Consider the following 22351-nt stretch of genomic DNA (forward strand, 5'->3'; position numbering starts at 1 on the left):
CACTTGGGGGAGTACTGTCACTTCCTGAATTTTTTCGAGAGGCAAGGGAAATGGGCTTCAGTTTCATAGAAAGTGGAAAATCGCCGAAGTTTAGTGCAAAAACGCCGAAGTTAATTTTTCCCAGTTCATGACACGGGACTTTTCCTTATGTCCCAAAAAAGGATTCAGCCACATCATACGGGCTGAATCCTTTTTCAATTATAGAAAGTATATATTTTCCCGCCATCTGTTTCCAAAAGATGTTCACTCTCAAACAGTAATCCTGCGCAGTCATCAATTCCATAGCCAACCGGTGCGTTTAGCTTTGCCAACGCTGCTTTCAGATTTTCCTCTTCGTTCCATTTGGAAAAATGGACACTGATAACACAATCGTTAATAAGACCTAAACCTTTGAGAAACAGGTGTTTTTTTTCTGCGTTATCTACTGGTGGTATGACACAATGTTCCGGACTAATCAACGCTCCTGCTGAAAAGCCTGCGACGGGAACACCACGCCGATACATTTCTTTTATTTTTTCACCAAGGGGTGTATCAACAATATACTTTCGGTAAAGCTCTGTATCCCCGCCACCGATAATTATTCCGGTACAGGAGGCTAACTGCTGCAGTATTGTTTTATCGGGGTTAGGCGAAAGCGGAAGGTAGAGAAAGTTATTTACGCCGTTACTTTCCAATATGTGCGTATATTTTGGCATATACTCTCGCCATCCGTCTCTTTCAATAAATAATATTGCAACCTTACCTTTTTCATTTAACGCGTAATCCGCAAATTTTTTGCCAAAATATGTACTGAATGGCGGACTTCCGCCAAATAGAAAGAGATGTCTGTTTATCAATTATGTAACCTCCAGTTAAACGAAATCAAACACATCACGCAAAAGTCTTCCTAATCCTCTTATCATCCAAAATATAATCCGGAATGGGAAAACAATCAGCTCCGGAAGCCACAGGAGTACATCTGTAAAAAAGTCTTTAAATGTATATCCACCGTGTCCTCTTTTTCTTCTGCGCATTGCCTCTTGCTTACTTTTCCACCATTCTTTCATTTAAGCAGCTCCCCTTTATTTATAGTTGTCGGCATAATGACCGCTCTCATAAATTTCTTTGGCACTTATTCCAGTCCATTCCTCCGGTGATAAATTTGGATGCAATTCCAGGTATGATTTAACCATTTTGAAGCCTTCGCTGTAGCCGTAACCACTTGGAAGGTTATCCCCGCCAAAAAGTATCTCCGATGTCCTTTTACCATCCGTCTTATTTAAGTCCGGTTCGATTTTAGACCAGTAATCGTTGTTGTAGCTGTAATTAACGGTTGTTGTATAAGTGGAGTCAGGATAAACCAGTTTTTCAAACATAACTGCTTTCCCTTCAAACACCAGGCTGCTGAGAATGGTTTGCGGTGAATCTGTAAGGTGTTTTTCGGTCCATACACTGTGATGGTATTCATGCGCTATTACTGTCTGAAGAAGTTCATCGGTGTAAAATGTATTATAAAGGATAATGATTTTTCCGGCACCTGCTGTGACACCTGATACTGCATTGGGGTCTGTGCTGGGAAAAACACAGACGGTTGTTTTCTCATCTGTTGGCAAAAGGTTGGAAGATTCAATTAACGCATCTCTGATCAGTCCGTTCAAGTCCGTACTTTCTATAAGTTGAACAACTTTTTTAACTTGGTCAAAGTCATCAGGTTCTTTATATACAATGGATTCACTTCCAAAAGAGTACTCCCCGTTAAAGCATTTATCGTAGACAGGATCGATGACTTGTTTTTTATATTGATAGGACTTTGATACTTCTGGGTTCTCTTCTGTCTCATTTTTATAACCATCGAAAAGTTTGTATGCGTGTACGATTTCATAAGATTGGTCAGTCTGAGGGTGGTTTATTGAAAAAGTAAGTTCTTCAGAATTTGCTTGTTTATTCGCTGATTAGGCTGTTTCCTGTTTTGGCTTTGTTTCTGATTCAATAGATGGTTTTTCACAAGAAACTAATGTAAATAACGTCAATAATAAAACGGTAACTCCAAGAGTCTTTTTCAAAAATAACTCTCCCCACATTTCTATTACAATTTAATACGATGAATTTCACAAAAAGTTTCATTCATTCGTTTTAAAATAAAAAAACACATTACTGTTTAGCTGTACAGTAAACAATAATGTGTAAATGATAGAAATACATAATTTATTTTCTCCGGCTTTTAATCAGTCCATCTATCACATCCCATATTAACCCAATCACAAGAAAAATTAGTATCCAATATGTGGATTGTTCCCAAATCGTGCTTACTGCCCCATACGCCTCACTGCCTTTAGAAAGTAAGCCCGTCTGGGTCAATTCAGCCATGAAATCCGGATTCCAAAAAGCAGGTCCATTAATCATAATCATAACGGTTACCAATGAAATTAAATTGACTATTGCTGTAAAAATGACCAGCATAAACGTCCATTTTCCATAAACGAGTTTTAAAGATTCCTTTATTATTCCAAAGCCCAGAATAAGGATAATCAGGAAGAGGTAAGAAGTATATGTTTCCTCATTTAAAAAGGGTACAACTCCAGAGAACCCATCATGAAAAATCCAGACACCAAAATATTCGCTGGAAAAGGCGAATATTGCGATTAATAAGGTGTAAAATGCTATCCCAATAATTGGCTCATGTCGTTTGATTTGTCGCTTTTTGTCAGGAACAGGCGGAAGGTTTGAAGGACTCCATTCTTTATCAAATTGCAGATCTTTTGGCTTGATACCACCGAAGTGTTCACCAAGTGCAAACCCGAGTGTGGTCCACCCAATGGCTGTTGGAACTGCTGTAACAAGCGAAATAATAAACTCGATGAAATGATCGAGAATGGAAATCGGATCCATAATTATTTGTATAATAAAACCAATGCCTACAGCTGCAACAACCGAAATCAATACAATTTTTAATACCAGAATATACGAATCAAAAATCTCCGGTCCAATTAGATACTTCTTTGTTCCCCGGTACTTTTGTGCTAAACGCCTGGGATTACCCAATTCAGTTAATACCTGTTCCACATCATTATCGGTGAATTTACCATCCTGTGTGCGTTCCTCCAACATGTCTTCAATGAGACCATGCAGCTCTTCCGCAATGTCTTCTCTTTGAGCAGCCGGCAGTTTTTGAGTTACTGCATAAATATATCTTTCAATTATCTCCATTTCCCGGTCCTCCCGTTCCATTAATTAAATTGTCCAAGCTTGATGCAATGCGTTTCCACTCTACACAAAGTTGTTCATATACCTCTTTGCCTGGTTGACTTAACAAATAATATTTTCTTGGCCTGGATTCATTTGTATCCCACTTACTATCTAAAAGACCTTGTTTCTCCAGTCTTCTTAGCAGCGGATATAACGTACCAGGCTCAACGTCAATGCCTTGTTCCTTTAACATGGACACCAGTGAATAGCCATACTGAGGTTCTTCCAGCTGACTAAGTACGCCAATCGTGATTGTTCCGCGTCTTAATTCCTGCATCAGTTTATCAAGTTGTTCGTTTGTATCGCTCATGATATCAACTCCTGCTCATAGTATACTGTATGTAATACACTATTGTAAAATGCATATTATTGTGTGCAGGAAATGCGGTGCCTGTCACCACCCGGATTTTGTCGAAAAGCCAAAGTTCACACGGAATTCGCCAAAGTTCACAGGCAAGCCGCCGAAGTTCACAACTAAAGTGCTCGAAGTTCACAATTAAAATGCCAAAGTTCACAATTACATACACAGGCAGCAGCCGGTTTCCACTCCGGCCACAAATACAATTTCCCATGTTACACTATAAAAAGGACTCACATATGGAGGCAAAGCAATACATGGAAAAGTTCACAGCAGACGTCATCAAAATCATAAAAGGCATTCCCAGCGGCAAGGTCATGACATATGGCCAAATCGCCAACCGTGCCGGCAGTCCGCGCGGGGCACGACAGGTTTCGCGTATTCTGCATTCCATGAGCAGGAAATATAAGCTTCCGTGGCATCGTGTGATAAATGCTCAAGGTGAGATAAGTATCCGGGATGAGGAAATGGCTCAGGTGCAAAGGTTATCGCTGGAGAGTGAAGGTGTTGAGTTTTTAGATAACACCTATAAAATTGATTTAGACGAATATCTGCATCATTAGTTTTCAATCGTTTACAACGAAAGATTATTTCCGTAATATATACTCAGAAAGCTCTTTATGAAGGGGTGGAGCATGGAGATGGGAGATCATAATTCACAGGAAAATGATTATCGTTATAAAGTTGCCAATCGTGAAGCATTAATTGGGGTAGGATTGGTTATTTTCAATTTCATCTGGTGGTTTGCATTTGCTTACGGTATGGGTGGAAAAGCCCCATCGGAGTATTCGTATGTTTTCGGCTTGCCTGCATGGTTTTTTTACAGTTGTGTACTTGGATTTGTTGTGATGGCAGTTCTGGTTACGATTGTCGTGAAAAAATGGTTCGTGGAAGTTCCGTTTGATGATGAAGGAGAAGAGGAATGAACTGGCAGGCGCTAATTCCGTTGATAGGTTTATTGGTGATTATTTTTGGCGTCGGGGTATGGGCCGGAAAATATGTAAGGTCGTCGAACGCATTTTTGCAGGAGTATTTTTTAGGAAGCCGGAATCTTGGCGGGTTTGTATTGGCGATGACAATGACCGCCACGTATGGCAGTGCAAGCAGCTTTATTGGAGGACCTGGTGCTGCATACGATATTGGCCTTGGCTGGGTGCTTCTGGCAATGACCCAGGTTGCGACTGGTTATTTTGTATTAATGATCCTGGGCAAAAAATTCGCAATTGTAACAAGGAAATATAATGCGGTAACACTGGTGGATTTTTTAAAAGAACGGTATCAATCGAAATGGGTTGTTCTGGTTTCGGCGTTCAGTATTGTTGTATTTCTGTTTTCTGCAATGGCAGCTCAGTGGATTGGCGGTGCCCGGCTAATTGAGTCACTGGTTGGGATCTCGTATACGAGTGCGTTATTTATTTTTGCATTGTCTGTATTGGTTTATGTCACAATTGGCGGGTTTCGGGCAGTTGCACTGACGGATGCTATTCAGGGGACGATAATGTTCGTTGGAACGCTTGTCCTGCTGATTGCCACGATTATCGCTGGCGGCGGGATTTCCAATATCATAACCGATCTCAGCAATGAGAACCCGAACCTTATCACGCCATTTGGAGCGGATGGAAGCCTGAGTCCGCAATATGTATCCTCTTTTTGGATTCTAGTCGGTGTAGGTGTAGTGGCATTGCCACAAATTGCAGTCCGTGCGATGTCCTATAAAAGTGCCCGTTCGATGCACCGGGCATTGATTATTGGAACGATTGTAGTTGGCTTTATTATGTTGAATATGCATTTGATTGGAGTTTTTGCCCGGCCGATTTTACCCGGGATTGAAATTGGCGATAAAGTAATGCCGCTGATTGCTTTGGAGGTCTTACCGAACTGGCTTGCAGGTATTGTTCTGGCAGCCCCAATGGCAGCGATTATGTCGACAGTGGACTCCTTATTACTGCTGGTTAGTTCAGCAATTGTGAAGGACTTATACTTAAATTATGTACAGCCGGATGCATCCCATGATAAGGTCAAGCGGTTGAGTATTGGGATTACTGCTGTATTGGGTGTCATTATTTTCGTAATGGCACTAAACCCGCCGGATTTAATTATTTGGCTGAATCTGTTCGCATTTGGCGGTCTGGAAGCGGCATTTATTTGGCCGGTAGTGTTGGGGCTTTACTGGAAAAAAGGAAATAAATATGGTGCGCTTGCCTCCATGTTTACCGGAATCGGACTGTATGTTTTATCAGATTCATTTTTCCCTGAGCCGTTTGGATTGCACTCCGTTGTCCTGCCGGTCGTTGTGTCGTTCTTTGTGTATGTACTGGTCAGTTTAGGCACGCAAAAAGTTTCCGGTAAAGTGAACTTAAATGTCTAGGATGGTTCCATTGGAAAGTTGATTTGCTTTCCAAAGGTAATTGATTGTGGATTTCCAAGGTTTTTAGCGGGCGTAACCGTGCCTGAAAAGATATAGCAATATGTATTGGGGGTGGACAGTATAACTGATTCACTCCCTTTTATATTATCAACTACAAACAATGACCTCTTTTTTCAAATTTCTTCTTACTACTATTTTCCACGGATTAACACCTGCATGTTTTGGACGTATAGCAACAGCCTTTTTTACCGTTATTTACACGCATATCATGTTCAGTCTACTATTTATAGTCATAACTTATGGTATACCTGTTTCAACTTAATGATGCCACTATCTATCAGGGGGATGAACGAACCGGTTCAGGCGGTCTAATTTAAATAGATTCCTGTGTCCTGACCATTGGCTGTGTTCAACGCGTCTATTTCTCCTGATGGTATAAAACATGGGCATTATCCCTGGAAGGAGTGCTTAAATGTGTTTCAAAATACAACAATATTAATTACCGGAGGGACAGGTTCCTGGGGGTATGAACTAGTAAAAAAACTACTTGCCTTTCACCCAAAAGAACTAAGAGTATTTTCACGTAATGAATATGCTCAGGTAAAAATGAAACGAGCGTTTTCGGATAACCCTTATTTAAATTTTGTGATTGGTGATGTAAGAGATTTTGAGGCAGTGAATGAAGCGGCAAAAGATGTCGATTATGTATTCCATCTTTCGGCACTGAAGCATGTACCGATATGTGAAGATCAGCCTTCGGAAGCATTGAAAACCAATGTAACCGGCACGGAAAATATTATTAAAGCAAGTTTGAATCAAAACGTTAAAAAAGTCATTGATGTATCGACCGATAAGGCGGTTGAACCAATCAATTTTTATGGACTGACAAAAGCGATTGGTGAGAAACTAATTATTCAGGCCGATCAAATAAGCAGCCATACACGTTTTGTCTGTATCCGTGGCGGCAATGTTATTGGAACAAATGGCAGTGTTATTCCATTTTTTAAAGAACAAATTGCCACCCATCATTCCGTTCCTCTTACCTCAAAGGATATGACACGCTTTTTCCTGACAGTTTCTGAGGCCATCGATTTGCTGTTATACGCTTCTGAAAAAGCAATTGGCGGTGAAGTGTTTGTCATGAAAATGAAAGCTTGCCGGATTGTCGATTTAATTGAAGTCCTGGAAAGCCATTTTGCTGAAAAAGCTATTAATGTTAATGAGATTGGCATCCGTCCGGGCGAGAAACTTCATGAAGTATTAGTTTCAAATGCTGAATCGCCGAACACGTATAAATTTGATGACAATTATTATGTTATTTTACCTGCCAATACGTCAGAAAAAGTAAAAAAAAGATACGAGAATCTGCCAAAGGTCGCCTTCCAACGATATCAATCAAACGATCAATTAATGTCAACCAGCGAAATTGAACACCTTCTCAGGAAAGCAAATGTTATCACGTCAATGGTGGAGTAATCCAAAAAAACCCTTATCACGCTAACAGTGGTAAGGGTTTTTTTATACTATTATAAAATACATTCTATTTGCTGTATTACATAAATTCACTTTTTCCAAACATTTTTATTAATTATCTTCGTGTAGCTTTCAATTATCTTAACTACCTTCAGTGATACATTCCTGTCTTGATAATCCAGCGGCTTTACATGGTCCCCACTGTATAATTCAGTAGCTAAGTCTATGGATTGCAGGATCTCATTTGAGGTAATGCCGCCAATCACCATAGAGCCTTTATCAAGTACCTCTGGACGTTCAGTACTTGTTCTTATTAATACAGCCGGAAAATTAAGAATAGAAGATTCCTCACTTAGTGTGCCGCTGTCTGACAGAACACAAAATGCATTTTGCTGAAGTTTGTTATAATCAAAGAAACCAAATGGCTTGAGGGATTGAACGAATGGATGAAAGGTTACGTTTCGTTCTTGAATTTTCTTTAGACTTCTTGGATGGGTGGAGTAAACTACGGGCATATTATAAGTCTTTGCCACTGTATTCAAAGACTCCATAAGATTCCCAAAATGGTTTGCATCATCGATATTTTCTTCACGGTGGGCGCTCACGAGTATATATTTTTTCTTATCCAGTCCTAATCGATTGAGAACGTCGCTTTTGTTAATGTTTTCCTTATGCAACATAAGAACCTCAGTCATTGGTGAACCAGTAACGAATATATATTCTTTTGGAATTCCTTCACTTAATAAATAGCGGCGGCTGTGTTCTGTATAAGGGAGATTGACATCACTGGTGTGATCGACGATTTTCCGGTTAATTTCCTCGGGCACATTTTGATCAAAGCAGCGATTACCAGCTTCCATATGAAAAATTGGAATTTTCAAGCGTTTGGCGGAAATCGCGCTTAATGTGCTATTGGTATCACCTAATAATAATAAGGCATCTGGTTTTTCCTTTTCCAGGACTTCATACGTTTTAGACATAACATTTCCAATCGTGTCGCCTAGATGATCGCCAACCACATTCAAGAAATAATCCGGTTCTCTGATTTCCAATTCCTCAAAAAATATTTTATTAAGATGATAATCCCAATTTTGTCCGGTATGAACCAACGTGTGATCAAAATACTTATCACATGCCTTTATCACAGCCGATAAACGCAAAATTTCAGGTCGTGTCCCGACAATTGTCATGACTTTTCTTTTTTTCATATATTGTTACACCTCGTTATAATACCTATCTGGATTTTTGGGTCAAAGGCTTCATTTACCCATCTTATAATTAGGTCCCAGAAACTCCTGCAGAATTCTTTGTTTTTCCTCATTATCAGATATCGTTTTTCCAACTGAGTTTAAGGCTTCCCCTTTTTTATTTCTCCAAATCTGTCTTTTTTCATCCTCAAGGAAAAAAGCTGAATTAGTCTCGTGGGCATGATTAATATAAACCCGATCGCTTATTATTTCATGTGGAAGATTGATAGCTCCGGTCCATATTCCTGTATCCGACGGCTGGAAAATATTGTGTCTTACTCCCTTTAAATAATCTGCTGCTTTATAGATTAAACAATTAAAAGAACTTGAGAAATTATAATATTCTCCGAGTTCCTCTGTAATGGAATAATAAATATAGCCGTTTTGACAAATTAAAACTTTTGTTTGAGGGGAAGGTCTATAATGATAAAGCTGTTCGATAAAGTTTTTATGGTATGCATCATCACTGTGAAGATGAAGTTCATAGAAATATTTATAGCCGTTCAATGTTTTTATCACAGCTTCTTCATACTCACTGCTGGAAACAAATCTAATATTAAAAGGGAGATTTGGGTAGTTTTGCAGTTCTTTTTCAATAAACTGTCTGGAGCTGTCTTGGTACACGATAAACGCAAGATAATTTTGATTGGATTGGTTAATAAGACTCTTTAACGTAAAATTCATGAATATATTCATTCTTTTACTGATCCATTCCTCTGTTAAATGTGCATGCTCTTCGGGTTGATTCGCATCAGCATCTTTGGGCAGTGTCTGTTGAACATTAAGATTGTTAAAAGGAATATATACAATAATACGGTTATTTGCAATTGTTGGTCCGGTATACTGATTTTTAGTCAATGCATTTTTTTTATTTATTCTTTTGAATTTACGTGATCTTTCCCTGCGTTGACGTGCCTCCTTCATCACTAAACGCAACAGATAATTCCTCTTTCTCTTTTTTTCAAGGGAATTATTTATTTGTATCGAGTTACTGTAGGGTGAGCTAAGCCTAAATGCCATAAGTTTTTGAGGCACAAATGTAATGTCGCAGTGCTCAGTTAAACGTAAAAAATAATCATAATCCTCAACTGGCATATATCTATACCCTTCTATTTTTTGTGCGAAAACTTTCCGGTACATGAATGCGTAACCGATAAAGTACTCATTTATTAATTTTTCCTTTGGTTGATTCAGACGTTTATTCCATGAGTCAGTTGCTTCATTATGGTTCCCATTATCATCTATTAAATCAAAGCAGCCATATGCCAAACCTACATGTTGGGGAGAATTTTCCAGTTGTTCCTTCAAGACTCCTGCAAAGTCAGGATAGTAAATATTATCACTTGAAACCCAAGTCAAGTAATGGATATTTGTATTATTTTGCAAAAATTGAAATCCAATATTTAGAGCAACATCCGTTCCTCTGTTTTCCTCCCTTCGAATCAGTGTTATCCGTGTATCTTTCAAGGCATATGCTTTTGCAATACTGTCTACATTAGGCGTAATTCCGTCAATTACAATAACCAATTGAAAATAGGGATACGTTTGATTGATAATGGATTCTATTGCTTCTTCAAATAGTTTGCTGTCCTGTCTGTATACAGGCATAACAATCCCTACATCAGGTTCCATTTACATCACTCCATCTTTTATCTACTATAAAATAAGTGTATTCCAGCAATAAACTTTAGCAACGGCACACTCCTAAAAACCTGTCAAATTCCGAATTCTTCTGAAGAAAACCGCAAACGTACTAAGCACTGTGTCTTTTACATATTCTTAACTATTGCATAACTATAAATAAAGGTCCTTGAACAAATATAAATAATAGTTTAAAAGCTATGGAGGTTATCAAGTTGAGCGTTGAGGATAATTTATTACTTTTTATGCATATCCCTAAAACCGGCGGAACAACATTAAGCACAATCATTGAAAACCAATACGATAAAAATGTAGTTCTTACTGGAAACAATAGCATGGGCTATAAAGCTATTGAAAAATCTAATTCCTTAATGGGCCACTTTACTTTTGGAATACACCGTCATTTCTCAAAACCATGTACCTATATAACTATGATGCGTGACCCTATAGAACTAATTATCTCTTCCTATTTTTATATTAAAGAAACTGAAGTACACCCAGATCATATCGAGGTAAATAATACGAGTTTAGATCAATTCGTTAATTCCAATGAATATAATTTAAATAATCTGCAAACCCGTTATTTTTGTGGAGGAAAAACCCCCAATCTGGATCAAGCGAAGGAGATTCTAAATACTCATTTCGCTGTAGTTGGAATAACTGAAATGTTTGACGACTCCCTTTCCTTAATGAAACATCATTTAAAATGGAAAAATATTGAGTACGAAAGAATAAATGTAAACAATAATCGTCCATCCAAAAATGATATACCAACAAATATCATTTCAGATATAAAACAAAATAACACCATGGATTTAGAATTATATAAGTATGCAAAGGAGAAATTAATAAATAAGCTTGATGCGATTAAGTAAACTATTAAAATAGGCTGGTATGCGTACGGTTCAGTACCGTATTCACACCAGCCAGTTTACTGTTGTATAAAACGCTCCTTTGAGGGTCACCTTTCTTTTTAATCACTAGTTTCGCTTGTCTGGACTTTCAAGGGAAAAGTATCCGGCTTATCCGGATCAAAAAGTTCATTGGCCCAAAACAAAACAGTTAACTCACCATCCGTTACGTTTTCAATCGAATGGGTAAAACCTGGAGGTATGTCTATCATTTCAATGTTTTGGTCCGAAACCGTATAAGTGATCAGTTCCTCGGAATCGAATTTTCTTAATTTAATAGTTGCCGTTCCTTTGATGACACAAAATTTCTCAACTTTTGTATGATGATAATGATTTCCTCTTATGACGCCCTTTCGTGATGTTGACATAAAGACCTGACCGGCCTGATGTGATTTGATTAACTCAACCAGACTTCCTCTTTCATCTTGATGTGTCGGCAAATCATATGAAAAATTATTCTTATTTAAATAAGATAGATAAGTCGTATACAAGTACTTTGTAAATTTATCGGACAAATCGGGTATGATCAGTGATTTTCGTATATACTTCATTTTGTAAAGTTTTTGAGCCAGTTCGCCTACCGTTGTATGGAAGGTATTACTGATAGGATAATAGAATTTCTTTTCCGTGTTTGTTCGGGTAAGACAATCCATAAAATCGTCTACCACATCGTCAATATATACAAGTTCAAGTTTTTTGTCCGCATCATGAATCTCGATTTCTTTATCATGAGAAATTTCATGACAAAAGGTGGCGACGACTGAGTTGTAATGCGGTTTAGACCACTTGCCAAAAACACCCGGCAGTCGATAAATGTAAACCTCTGCACCGGTATCATTACTATAATTTTTCAGCACTTCTTCGGCAGCTTTTTTGCTTAAACCATATGGTGTATCAAGTTCTGCCTTGGCAGATGATGAAAAAACAAGCTTCGGTGATTTTTGATGCTTATTTAAATAGTTGACAATTAATTCGGTAAGTCCTCTATTGACTCTAGTAAATTCATCATTGTTTTCGGGTCTGTTCACCCCTGCCAGATGATAGATGATATCAGCATTGTCTAAATGTTCATACAGTAATGACAGGTCATCACCACGATGATACTGGTTGACGATAACCCCTTTTTCCCTGTTCAGACGTTGAACAAGATTTTTACCGATAAATCCGCCTGCACCGGTAACTAGTACGTTTATCATGTAATCATTCTCCCGTATTCATTATTTATCCAGTGATATAGTCGGACAATAGTTTAACACTGTTGACGACTTTTCTACATATTATGGAGTACTCGTAGAGATGTGCAAAAATAGGGCATTGGCCAAGTGCTTATTGGAAATAATAATGTACGGTTTTTGAAGGGCATGACCCAAAGTTGACTTTTCACACGCCCGCTCATATAATAAATTGTAATTCGAAATTAAAGGAGGATTATTAAAGAATGGCTTCAATCAGATTGCGTTTCCCAACTTTGAACAAGTAATTTCATACGTTCAAAGGCTCTGCTTGTGTATGCGGAGTAAACGGGAGTAGTCTGTCCTTTTTTAATAATCTATAATTAACGTAAATGTCAGTTGTAGAAAGGCGGCTCGTTCTGCCTTTCTTTATTTTTTATGCAACAAATTCATTGGGGAAGTATATTTTTTTGGCAACAGGATTTGTTCCACTTCCGTTTACCTCGGATCACAGGCAGCTGTCTGTGATTTTTTATTATGGAGGGAACATATATGGAACAATTAAAACTGGAGTTAACGAACATCGAAGTGTCATTTTTGGATAAATTGGTACTGGATATTCCGAAATTATCGGTTTATCAATTTGACCGGATTGGGCTTGTTGGAAAAAATGGATCAGGGAAAAGCACGTTGTTGAAACTGATGAATGGAGATATTAATCCAAATAAAGGCAATATTCATTGTCTCACTGATATTGGTTATTTTGAACAGACATCATCACCTGTCGATGGTGAGATGGATTATGAACTGCTTGGAAAATTAGCTGTTCCCAATATGGATATTGGAAAGCTGAGCGGCGGAGAGCAAACACGAAAAAAGATGGCACAATTATTTTCAACGTATTATGAATTGATGCTGATTGATGAACCTACCACACATTTGGACAGCACTGGAACAGATTTTCTAATCGACCAGTTGAAGTATTATTATGGTGCCTTCCTATTGGTGAGTCATGACCGCTACTTGTTGGATCAGCTGGTGACAAAAATCTGGGAAATTAAAGATGGGAAGATTACCGAGTACACAGGGAATTATTCGGATTATGAAGAGCAGAAGGAATTGGAAACAAGACAGCAGCAGGAACAGCATGAGTTATACGTAAAAGAGAAAAACAGGCTGTTAAAAGCTGCTGATGAGAAGATGGAAAAAGCGAAAAAGGTGACCCAGACAAACAAAAATTTATCCAAAAAAGATATAAAGGCAAAAGCCAACAAAATGTTTATGACAAAATCAAAAGGAACCAGCCAAAAGTCGGTACAGCGTGCAGCGAAGGCCATTGAGCAGCGGGTAGAACAACTTGATGCGGTGGAAGCACCTGAAGAGGAAAAACTGCTTTATTTTCATCAGTCCGAGGCACTGCAACTGCATAATAAGCTTCCGGTTATGGCAGACCGGCTGACATTGTATGCTGGTGATAAACTTCTTTTACAGGAGGCAAGTTTTCAATTCCCGTTGGGGGCAACCATTGCAATTACAGGGGAGAATGGGTCCGGAAAGACGACGCTTCTCGAGCATATAGTAAATCATGGAGAATGTATTGAGTTGTCTCCCAAAGTCGCTTTTGGAGTATATGAACAAATGGAATTTCAATTTAATAAGGCAGAAACAGTCCTTTCGTATATGAAAAACAGGAGTGATCATAATGAGGGAAGGATTCGGGCTGTTCTTAATTCCATGAACTTTACCGGTAATGACATTAAAAAAGATGTACGTGAATTAAGCGGCGGTGAAGCGATTCGCCTTGTGCTGTGTCAGCTTTTTCTGGGAAGATACAACGTGCTTATTCTGGATGAACCGACGAATTTTCTGGATGTCGATTGCATCGTAGCTTTGGAGAAGTTCTTGAAAGCTTATCAGGGAACGGTACTTCTGGTTTCACATGATCGGCGGTTTGTCGAACGGGTGGCTGATTATAAATATGTGATTGAAGAGCAGCGGTTGAAATTGAAAGATTAAGGGGTAATACCAGAGGGTGTTTTATAAAAATAGCCGGGAAAAGATATTTCTGTCTACTATCATTCCCGGCTATTGATTTTGTCCGGAGTGTTTAAAGTACTCTATATTACAGGTTTTCCTGTCTTCTGAAAATGAATAGTAAACTGTATACTTGTCGATAATTACTTTGTAACTGCTTTTCCAGATTGGATCGTTTACTTTTAGGCTTGTACCTAGTAGAGAAATTTTTTCCTGAATCCTAATTGTTAAAGTTTTCTTATATTCTTTTGTCTCTGCAGTAGTGAAATATTGACTTTGAATATTATTGAATCCTTCTAAAGCCTGATTGGTCCATTTTATTTCCAATTATAGATCACCTTGATCAATCATTTTTAAAACGTCATCGGTTGAGTATACATTTCCGCTCGATATGTCTTTTTTTGCCTGTCTCAATTTACCTTCCAGTTCGGGGGCGGATTCAATATCTTCTTGTATTGTAGTCTCAGGTTCCTCAATTACAGCAAGGTGATATCTCTTACCATCTATTTCATAAACAGACTCTTCATCGTGGATAATGTTTTTCATAATTTCAGCTGCATTTCCTTTTAGCTTCTTCATGCCACCATTACCTCCATTTCAGCCATTACTTTATCTTATTATATGATATTTATAGGAGTCAGGAAAGTATTATTGAGTACTGACTCAATTTTAAACGGGACGAATGATTGTAAGTATTTATAAAGCCGCAATCCAATCAGGAAAGCAGCCTTAATCCTACACAATGAAATAAACGATAACCGACAGGCATACAGACGTAATTCCCATCGCCATTAGTGGTTTCATTGCCTTTGTCCGTAAATCACGAAGACTGACATTAAGTCCGAGACCCACCATTGCGGCGGTCAGCAGCCAGTTTGTGATACCGAAGACGGCATTCATGACTCCATCAGAAACTGGAATCGAATGGCCAAACACATAACTTCCTAATAAACTCAGAATGATAAATCCGATCAGAAACCATGGGAATTCGATTTTTGTTTCGACCTGTTCCGAGTTTTTATTTCTCCGCTTCATAATATAGATTAAAATAAAGCACAACGGAATAAGCAAAAATACACGCCCCAGTTTTGCCAACAGAGCAATTGCCAGTGCATTTTCCCCGCCGGGTGCTGCAGCGAGTGCAACATGGGCGACTTCATGCAGGCTGGATCCCGCCCACGTACCGTATTCAACGGAAGTCATTGGCAGGAACGGTCGTAAAATCGTATAGCCAATCGCAAAAACCGTACCAACAAGAGCAATAATGCCGACTCCAATCGCGGTGTCTTCATCCTTTGATTTTACAATCGGTGCCACTGCTGCAATTGCCGCAGCTCCGCAAACGCCGGTCCCGACACCTAATAACAGCGAAATGGTTTTATTCGCCTTAAATACTTTTGCCAGCCAGACTGTCAGAAGAATGGCAAACAGAATAACGCCTGCATCACGGGCAAGCAAGCCTAATCCATCATTTAAAATAACATCGATATTTAATTTTAATCCGTATAAAATAATAGCCGTCCGCAGTAAACGTTTTGATGAAAAGCCAATTCCTGCCCGTATTGCTTCCGGGTACCCAAAAAATTGCCGGTAAATGATTGCGATTATAATGGCACATGCCAATTGGCCGACATGATCAAACCCGGGTACCATCGCAAGTAAATAACCCAATAATGCAATAAAAAAGGTAAATGCAACTCCAACAATCCAGTTTACTGTTGCTGAACGGTTTTTAATGATATGTGACATCACGTAAACCTCCCTATAATTAGATTAAGGGATAGATTGCTATAAGAGAAATAAATCATTATTATAGTAATCATAAGTAACTATTATAATAGGGGTGTTTTGAATGGATCAGCATCTGCAAGTATTCGTATCTGTTGCAGAGAATAAGAACTTCTCGAGGGCAGCTGAAGATTTACATATGACACAGCCAGCCGTAAGCCAATATATTCGTACATTTGAAGAAAGCATTGGCACAAGGCTCTTGGAACGTACCAATAAATATGTCCGTTTAAATAAAGCCGGCGACATTGTTTACCATCATGCAAAAGAAATTCTTGGGCTTTATACAACGATGCAGAACCTTGTCGATGATTTAACTAACAAGGCTGGCGGACCACTTTCGATTGGAGCCAGTTATACATTTGGCGAGTATGTTCTCCCACGTATTATTGCAGGTTTAGAGGAAACTTATCCGGATATTAAGCCCACAGTTACGATTGGAAATACAGCCGATATTGCCGACTTGGTTTCCAAACACCAACTGGATATCGGCATTGTTGAGGGACATTTAAAAGAACAACAGTTGACTATTGAAAAATTTGCCAACGATGACATGTTTGTAGTCGCCTCCCCTGAATATCCTTTGGTAAAAGGGAAGGAAAATGTCGAAATTCAGCAGCTGGAGAAAGAAAAATGGATTGTTCGTGAAGTCGGATCCGGTACGAGGGAAGCAACAGATACAATGTTTCAGCGTTTCGACATTTCCCCTTCCAGAAAAATGACCTTCAGCAGTACACAACCAATCAAGGAGTCAGTGGAAGCAGGATTAGGGATTACGTTGTTATCGCAGTGGGCTATACAAAAAGAGCTGCGCAATGGGGATTTAAAAATGCTTAATATAGAAGGATTTCCATTTTCGAGAGAATTTTTCTTTATAACAAAATCACCTTTCAGGACCATGGCTCTGGAGGTTTTTATAGATATGCTGAGGAATAGGTCGCTGACCAGTTTATTTTAAATTAAAAAACACTGACATTAATTTTTACAACTCTCTATAATGATAAGCAAATATACATAAGAGGTGATGAGGAATGATAAACAGGCCAAAGGTAATTATGAACGTTTTTTCGTCGATGGACGGCAGAATCACAACCGCACCTAATCGTAATGTGACCGAGTGGACGGCAAAAGGACTGGACGGCGGTGCAAATGATATTACACACCAACTATATGATGAATTAAATTGTGATGCGTTACTCTCGGGAAGTGAAACCCTTATTGTTTATGGAAATGATTGGGTTGACTTGCAGGAGCCAATCTATCAACCGAAAAAATCAAAGGCGTATATCGTTTTTGACGGCAGAGGACGAATTAATTGGGCTCAAACCGAGGGACTTATCGTTGTAACGAGAGAGGATGTAAATCCAACATATATTAAGCAGCTGGAAGATAAGGATATCACCTATTTCAAAGCGGGAAATGGTGAACATATTGATTTACATGAAGCATTAAACAAATTGTATCAGTCTGGATTCCGAAAAATTGGACTAAGTGGAGGAGGTTCTATTAATGGAGCCTTACTTAGAGCGGGTTTAATTGATGAAATAAGTTTGGTCGTTGCCCCGCTTGCTATCGGCGGAACAAATACTCCTACAATACTAGATTGTGAGGATTTGGAGTCAATTGAGAATGCTGCTTCACTGGAACTCATTGATACGAAACCTGTTGGAGACCAAGGAGCGGTTTGGATGCATTATCGGGTTCGAAACTGATATTTTTATTGGTTAATTGTTTCAGAAAATTATGATTCCATACAGCAAAATTATGTTAATATGAAACTAGCGTTTTTAAAATATTTTCCTTGGGAGTGTCGTTTATGACCAAAATCGGATTTGTTCGTCATGGGGTAACACATTGGAATAAAGAAGGAAGAGCACAGGGGAGTTCTGATATACCATTGAATGAAGAAGGACTGAGCCAGGCTCGCTTACTTGCTGATCGAATGAAGACCGGTGAATGGGATGTTGTGTATTCCAGTGACCTTTTGAGGGCAAAGCAAACGGCAGAGATTTTAACTGAAAAAATCGGTGCCCAGTTACATTTGGATCCGAGACTCCGTGAACGAAGCGGCGGACTTATAGAGGGGACGACAGAGGAGGAAAGGGTTCAAAAGTGGGGACCCAACTGGCGTGAACTGGATATGGAATTCGAAACGAGTGAACGCATTATTTCCAGAGGGATTTCGTTTATGGAAGAAATCAATAAAAAACATGTCGGTGAGAATGTATTGATTGTCAGTCATGGTGCATTCATTAAATACCTATTAAACGAACTTATGCCTGAATCGGGTATGGAAGAATCCCTGAATAATACCTCGTTAACTTGCCTTGTAAAGCGTGAGGACGGGTGGGATTGTAATTTGCATAATTGTACAGAGCATTTGGAAAAGCGTGATTCGTTAAAAATGTAATCTACCAGGGAGTGACGTGTTTGAAAAGAGTGGATGTCGTATATGTTCTTTTGTTTGACAAAAGTAATGAAAGTATCTTGATGGTGAAAAACAAAGGCGAAGCTAATTCATACTACACACTTCCCGGTGGTGCGGTAGAGCATGGTGAGACACTTGAACAAGCAGCCATTCGTGAAGTTAAAGAGGAAACCGGATTGGATGTGGAGGTAAACGGCATTCTGTCAGTGTGTGAGGCATTCTTTGAAAAGAGGGGACATCAAGCAGTTTTCTTTAACTTCGTTGGAAAAATTACTGGCGGAGAAATTAAAATCACTTATCCTGAGGAAATTGAAGAAGTTACGTGGATGGAATCAGGTCTGGCAGAAAACTACATCCAAATACCAGACGAATTAAAAGCTTCAGTTAATGAAAAGTACTTGGCACCTTATATACTAAGGAAGTGAAATACTTTGCAATCGAAATTAGATGATCTAATAACATTTCCAGAAAAGAAGCACTATAACAACATAGGAGAGATCTAATGTACTTAGAGATTTTTAATGAAATTGTCAGCATCCTTCACAATGATTACTCGGGATGTATGGATAAAAAGGGTCAGGATAATCCTGAATTTTTTCGAAATAAGATAATTTTAGAACAAGATAACATGACTGATGAAAAGTTCACGGAAATAGTACAGGACTATTTGTTGGACTTTAAGGACTTGCATATGACCTTTAGAAATGCTGCACAATCAGAAAAGCCTGTACAAGATGTTGGATTTTCAGTTAGAAGGTATGAGGATCTGCTTTATGTCGTATCCGCCGAAAAGGAAACCAAAGTAAAACCGGGGTTTTCGATTTCAGAGCTTGATGGAAAAGGAATTTCCGAACTAGCAGGAGTACATAAAAGAAGATTGATGGAAACAAAGGCAGAAAGGGAGAATTGGAGTGGAATCCTGCCGCTTTATCAAAATGCCCTTGTAAAAGATGAGTCCGGTAATACGTTTAACCTTCCACTAAGTAAATACGATAAAGAAGCGTTTATCCCGGAATATTCTATCCGGAAAATATCTGAGAGTTTATTGTATATGAAACTGACAGATTTTATGAATCATGCAGAAATATCCAGCCTGATAAAGGATAACGACGATTTGTTGTCTTCCCGAGAGAATTTAATTATTGATGTGCGTGTTAACAAGGGCGGAAGTGATCTGGCGTATTTTGAACTGCTGCCTTATTTGTTTGAAGGCGACGAAATAGATCTGACAAGCTTTGATGAAGGAGTAATGCTCACAAACTGTACAGACCGGAATGTAGACCTTCGACGAGAGATGCTGCATGGTGTTTTATCCTCTGTAGACGACGAAACGTCCCGTAATCAAATAGAATCTTTAATAAATGAAATGGAGAAACATAGAGGTAAAGGCTTTGTTGACATTGATTTTGGAAAGTCAGGTGAGGATTTCCTGTTAAAAACAAAATCCGGTCCCGAAAAGGTGATCCTGCTGACCGATGTATACTGCGGGAGTTCGGGGGACTCTTTTGTGGAAGTATGTAAAAACTCGTCCAAGGTTACTGTAATCGGCAGACCAACATTAGGATTAAATGATTATTCCAATCTTGCAATAATGCGTTGGAGGGACACGTTCGAACTTTGGTATCCGACATCTAAACTTTCCATCGTTGATGAAGGAAAAGGAATGAGCGGCGTTGGGATTCAGCCGGATATGTACATTCCATGGACGCCCGAGCATATCGAAATTGATTTGGATTACAAGAGAGCATTAGATTTATTGGGGGTTACCGTATGATTGCACCACCAAAGCATATTGTATCAGCAGCTACAATCATTCTAAATGAAAAAAATGAACTCCTATTAATAAAAGGACCAAGAAGGGGCTGGGAAATGCCTGGCGGACAAGTGGAAGAGGGGGAATCATTGAAAGAAGCCGCAATCCGGGAAACGAAAGAAGAATGCGGTGTGGATGTTGAAGTTACAAAATTTTGCGGCGTGTTCCAGAATGTAAAAAAGTCCATCTGCAATACCTTATTTTTGGCAAAGCCGACTGGTGGCGAGTTAACGACGACTGAGGAAGCACTTGAGGTGGGATATTTTCCGATTGAAACCGCTCTGGAAATGGTTACGTGGAAAAATTTCAGTCACCGTATCGAATATTGCCTGAAAGAGGAACTTCAGCCGTTTTATGTGGAATTTTGACAGCGAAATAAGACAGGGAGAGAGAAAAAAGTGAAATTACTGACGGGAAGTAAAACAAGACTAACTAGATTTAAAGAAGCAGATTTACCTGTGTTGGAACAATGGTATCAAGATGAGGAGTTCATGCGGTTGATGGATACTTCTCCTGCTTTTCCAAAAACAGTAGAAGAATTAAAAGAATGGTACGTGAAAAAACAGAAGAACAATGAATTTCTGTTTGCTGTACGAACATTGGAATCAGATGAGTTGATTGGCTTTATAGCATTGGATGAAATTGACTGGGCAAACCGAAATTCCTGGCTGGCACTCGGGATCGGTGACAAAGCGAACTGGAATAAAGGCTATGGCCAGGAAATTCTTAGATTGGCTCTGGGATTTGCATTCAGGGAGTTAAATCTGCATCGTGTTCAATTATCCGTGTTTGAGAGCAATAAACGGGCTATTGCGGCCTATGAAAAATGTGGGTTTAAGCATGAGGGCGGACACAGGGAATACTTAATCCGTGATAGCGAGCCTGAAGACATGCTTATCTTTGGAGTTTTGCGCCGTGAATGGGAGGCGAAGTAAGGAGGAGGATTTTTTGAAACTATCAAATCAAACATTCTACAAAACAAGTGAATGGATAAGACGAAATGCACGTCCATTAGAATGTGCAAGATGGGAGTATTTTTTCGAAGGTGCTTCACGTGACAAGGTCATTCAATATTTATCAGCTTTTCAAAATGATGACGGCGGTTTTGGTAATGGGATTGAACCTGATTTTTGGTCACCGCATTCCTCGCCAATGGCTACATGGGCAGCGGGGCAAATTTTAATGGAAATCGGGGTCGATTCCAACGAACAAGTTGTAATATCCATGCTTTCGTATTTGGAAAATAATTATCAAAAAGATGCTGGTTTGTGGCTATCCGTGCTTCCGGAAAACAATGACCATCCACACGCACCATGGTGGCATTGGAAAGAAGGAGTTCAAAAGAATTGGATGTATAATCCCAGTGCGGAGTTGGCTGCTTTTCTTGTTCATTGGTCACCAGAAGACAGTGAAACTGCCCGAATTGGATGGGAAGTCACTGAAAATGCCGTGAACCATGTAATGAACAGCGATAGTATGGGCAAGCATGAAATTAATAATTTTCAACAGCTGGCCAACATAATGACGCCTTTTGAAAGTAAGTTTAATTCAAAAATGAACTATTCATTGGACGATGTGTCAGAAAAGGTTATGACGCTTGCTGAAGAGTGTGTTGATAAAGATGTATCATCATGGTCAACAGGATACAAACCGCTTCCATTGGATTTTGTGGATAGTCCTGATGATCCTCTGTACGAAAGATTTGGAGCGGATCTGATTGAAAAAAACCTGCAATTTTACATTGCCCAAATAGCTGAGGACGGTACATGGGATATTTCCTGGAATTGGGGGAGCTATCCTGAAGAATTCCCTGTTGCACGAAGATACTGGAAAGGTGTACTTGCAGTAGATAGATATAAACTGCTTCATTCGTTCGGATACGCAGGGGATTAA

General features: G+C 39.0%; 25 protein-coding genes. 14 read left to right on the forward strand and 11 right to left on the reverse strand.

Annotation, left to right across the window (positions count from 1 at the left end; all coding sequences use genetic code 11):
- Positions 1 to 194: 194 nt before the first annotated feature.
- The 5 genes from G6R02_RS18280 to G6R02_RS18300 form a co-directional block, all read right to left on the reverse strand.
- Positions 195 to 836 carry a Type 1 glutamine amidotransferase-like domain-containing protein gene (locus tag G6R02_RS18280; protein ID WP_164670802.1) on the reverse strand — a complete coding sequence of 214 codons (642 nt, stop codon included), beginning with the start codon at positions 834 to 836 and terminating at the stop codon, positions 195 to 197.
- Positions 837 to 851: 15 nt separating this feature from the next.
- Positions 852 to 1046, reverse strand: a complete 195-nt coding sequence (locus tag G6R02_RS18285; RefSeq protein WP_164670803.1) for a hypothetical protein — start codon at positions 1044 to 1046, stop codon at positions 852 to 854.
- A 15-nt stretch (positions 1047 to 1061) separates the two neighbouring features.
- Positions 1062 to 1637: a DUF2268 domain-containing putative Zn-dependent protease gene (locus tag G6R02_RS18290; RefSeq protein WP_164670804.1), complete on the reverse strand. Its 576-nt coding sequence runs from the start codon at positions 1635 to 1637 to the stop codon at positions 1062 to 1064.
- Positions 1638 to 2184: 547 nt separating this feature from the next.
- Positions 2185 to 3186: an HAAS signaling domain-containing protein gene (locus G6R02_RS18295; protein ID WP_164670805.1), complete on the reverse strand. Its 1002-nt coding sequence runs from the start codon at positions 3184 to 3186 to the stop codon at positions 2185 to 2187.
- Positions 3173 to 3535, reverse strand: a complete 363-nt coding sequence (locus G6R02_RS18300; RefSeq protein WP_164670806.1) for a PadR family transcriptional regulator — start codon at positions 3533 to 3535, stop codon at positions 3173 to 3175. The genes G6R02_RS18295 and G6R02_RS18300 overlap by 14 nt, the downstream gene beginning before the upstream one ends.
- Positions 3536 to 3840: 305 nt before the next feature.
- Here G6R02_RS18300 and G6R02_RS18305 point away from each other — a divergent pair, with 305 nt between their 5' ends.
- The 4 genes from G6R02_RS18305 to G6R02_RS18320 all read left to right on the forward strand — a co-directional run bounded on the left by G6R02_RS18305 (position 3841) and on the right by G6R02_RS18320 (position 7427).
- Positions 3841 to 4146 carry an MGMT family protein gene (locus G6R02_RS18305; RefSeq protein ID WP_164670807.1) on the forward strand — a complete coding sequence of 102 codons (306 nt, stop codon included), beginning with the start codon at positions 3841 to 3843 and terminating at the stop codon, positions 4144 to 4146.
- 78 nt (positions 4147 to 4224) lie between these two features.
- A complete protein-coding gene (locus G6R02_RS18310; protein WP_164670808.1) occupies positions 4225 to 4509 on the forward strand; it encodes a YhdT family protein in 285 nt (94 codons plus the stop codon).
- Positions 4506 to 5951, forward strand: coding sequence for a sodium/pantothenate symporter (gene panF / locus G6R02_RS18315; protein ID WP_164670809.1), 1446 nt, complete (start codon positions 4506 to 4508; stop codon positions 5949 to 5951). Before G6R02_RS18310 ends, panF begins: the two co-directional genes overlap by 4 nt.
- Positions 5952 to 6425: 474 nt before the next feature.
- Entirely contained in the window at positions 6426 to 7427 is a 1002-nt protein-coding gene (locus tag G6R02_RS18320) for a polysaccharide biosynthesis protein (protein WP_164670810.1), read from the forward strand.
- 86 nt (positions 7428 to 7513) lie between these two features.
- On the opposite strand, the gene wecB is transcribed toward G6R02_RS18320, so the two are convergent.
- On the reverse strand, positions 7514 to 8632 hold the full coding sequence (gene wecB, locus G6R02_RS18325) for a non-hydrolyzing UDP-N-acetylglucosamine 2-epimerase (protein WP_164670811.1): 1119 nt from the start codon (positions 8630 to 8632) through the stop codon (positions 7514 to 7516).
- 51 nt (positions 8633 to 8683) lie between these two features.
- On the reverse strand, positions 8684 to 10303 hold the full coding sequence (locus G6R02_RS18330; protein WP_164670812.1) for a glycosyltransferase: 1620 nt from the start codon (positions 10301 to 10303) through the stop codon (positions 8684 to 8686).
- 224 nt (positions 10304 to 10527) lie between these two features.
- On the opposite strand from G6R02_RS18330, the gene G6R02_RS18335 reads away from it, so the two are divergent.
- Complete coding sequence (locus G6R02_RS18335) at positions 10528 to 11187, forward strand: sulfotransferase family 2 domain-containing protein (protein ID WP_164670813.1); 660 nt, start codon at positions 10528 to 10530, stop codon at positions 11185 to 11187.
- Between the two features lie 98 nt (positions 11188 to 11285).
- Here G6R02_RS18335 and G6R02_RS18340 read toward each other — a convergent pair whose 3' ends face one another.
- Positions 11286 to 12419, reverse strand: a complete 1134-nt coding sequence (locus tag G6R02_RS18340) for a polysaccharide biosynthesis C-terminal domain-containing protein (RefSeq protein WP_164670814.1) — start codon at positions 12417 to 12419, stop codon at positions 11286 to 11288.
- A 528-nt stretch (positions 12420 to 12947) separates the two neighbouring features.
- Here G6R02_RS18340 and G6R02_RS18345 point away from each other — a divergent pair.
- Positions 12948 to 14411 carry an Msr family ABC-F type ribosomal protection protein gene (locus tag G6R02_RS18345; protein ID WP_164670815.1) on the forward strand — a complete coding sequence of 488 codons (1464 nt, stop codon included), beginning with the start codon at positions 12948 to 12950 and terminating at the stop codon, positions 14409 to 14411.
- A gap of 69 nt (positions 14412 to 14480) precedes the next feature.
- Here G6R02_RS18345 and G6R02_RS18350 read toward each other — a convergent pair whose 3' ends face one another.
- The 3 genes from G6R02_RS18350 to G6R02_RS18360 form a co-directional block, all read right to left on the reverse strand.
- Positions 14481 to 14756 (reverse strand): hypothetical protein, encoded by a 276-nt coding sequence (locus G6R02_RS18350; protein ID WP_164670816.1) that lies wholly within the window; start codon positions 14754 to 14756, stop codon positions 14481 to 14483.
- The gene (locus G6R02_RS18355) at positions 14757 to 15008 is read right to left on the reverse strand and encodes a hypothetical protein (RefSeq protein WP_164670817.1); all 252 of its coding nucleotides are present in this window, start codon (positions 15006 to 15008) and stop codon (positions 14757 to 14759) included.
- A gap of 156 nt (positions 15009 to 15164) precedes the next feature.
- A complete protein-coding gene (locus G6R02_RS18360) occupies positions 15165 to 16178 on the reverse strand; it encodes a YeiH family protein (RefSeq protein ID WP_164670818.1) in 1014 nt (337 codons plus the stop codon).
- Between the two features lie 103 nt (positions 16179 to 16281).
- Between G6R02_RS18360 and G6R02_RS18365 the strand changes: the two genes are divergently transcribed.
- From G6R02_RS18365 to G6R02_RS18400, 8 genes are all read left to right on the forward strand, one after another.
- On the forward strand, positions 16282 to 17175 hold the full coding sequence (locus G6R02_RS18365; RefSeq protein WP_164670819.1) for a LysR family transcriptional regulator: 894 nt from the start codon (positions 16282 to 16284) through the stop codon (positions 17173 to 17175).
- A gap of 73 nt (positions 17176 to 17248) precedes the next feature.
- Positions 17249 to 17929: a RibD family protein gene (locus tag G6R02_RS18370; protein WP_164670820.1), complete on the forward strand. Its 681-nt coding sequence runs from the start codon at positions 17249 to 17251 to the stop codon at positions 17927 to 17929.
- 104 nt (positions 17930 to 18033) lie between these two features.
- Entirely contained in the window at positions 18034 to 18627 is a 594-nt protein-coding gene (locus G6R02_RS18375; protein ID WP_164670821.1) for a histidine phosphatase family protein, read from the forward strand.
- Positions 18628 to 18647: 20 nt separating this feature from the next.
- The gene (locus tag G6R02_RS18380) at positions 18648 to 19070 is read left to right on the forward strand and encodes an NUDIX hydrolase (RefSeq protein WP_164670822.1); all 423 of its coding nucleotides are present in this window, start codon (positions 18648 to 18650) and stop codon (positions 19068 to 19070) included.
- 77 nt (positions 19071 to 19147) lie between these two features.
- The gene (locus tag G6R02_RS18385) at positions 19148 to 20419 is read left to right on the forward strand and encodes a S41 family peptidase (RefSeq protein ID WP_164670823.1); all 1272 of its coding nucleotides are present in this window, start codon (positions 19148 to 19150) and stop codon (positions 20417 to 20419) included.
- Entirely contained in the window at positions 20416 to 20826 is a 411-nt protein-coding gene (locus G6R02_RS18390; RefSeq protein ID WP_164670824.1) for an NUDIX hydrolase, read from the forward strand. The genes G6R02_RS18385 and G6R02_RS18390 overlap by 4 nt, the downstream gene beginning before the upstream one ends.
- Before the next feature lie 30 nt (positions 20827 to 20856).
- Positions 20857 to 21393 (forward strand): GNAT family N-acetyltransferase, encoded by a 537-nt coding sequence (locus G6R02_RS18395; RefSeq protein ID WP_164670825.1) that lies wholly within the window; start codon positions 20857 to 20859, stop codon positions 21391 to 21393.
- A 13-nt stretch (positions 21394 to 21406) separates the two neighbouring features.
- Positions 21407 to 22351, forward strand: coding sequence for a prenyltransferase/squalene oxidase repeat-containing protein (locus tag G6R02_RS18400; protein WP_164670826.1), 945 nt, complete (start codon positions 21407 to 21409; stop codon positions 22349 to 22351).

This window comes from Virgibacillus doumboii (assembly GCF_902806455.1).
Classification (GTDB): domain Bacteria; phylum Bacillota; class Bacilli; order Bacillales; family Amphibacillaceae; genus Lentibacillus; species Lentibacillus doumboii.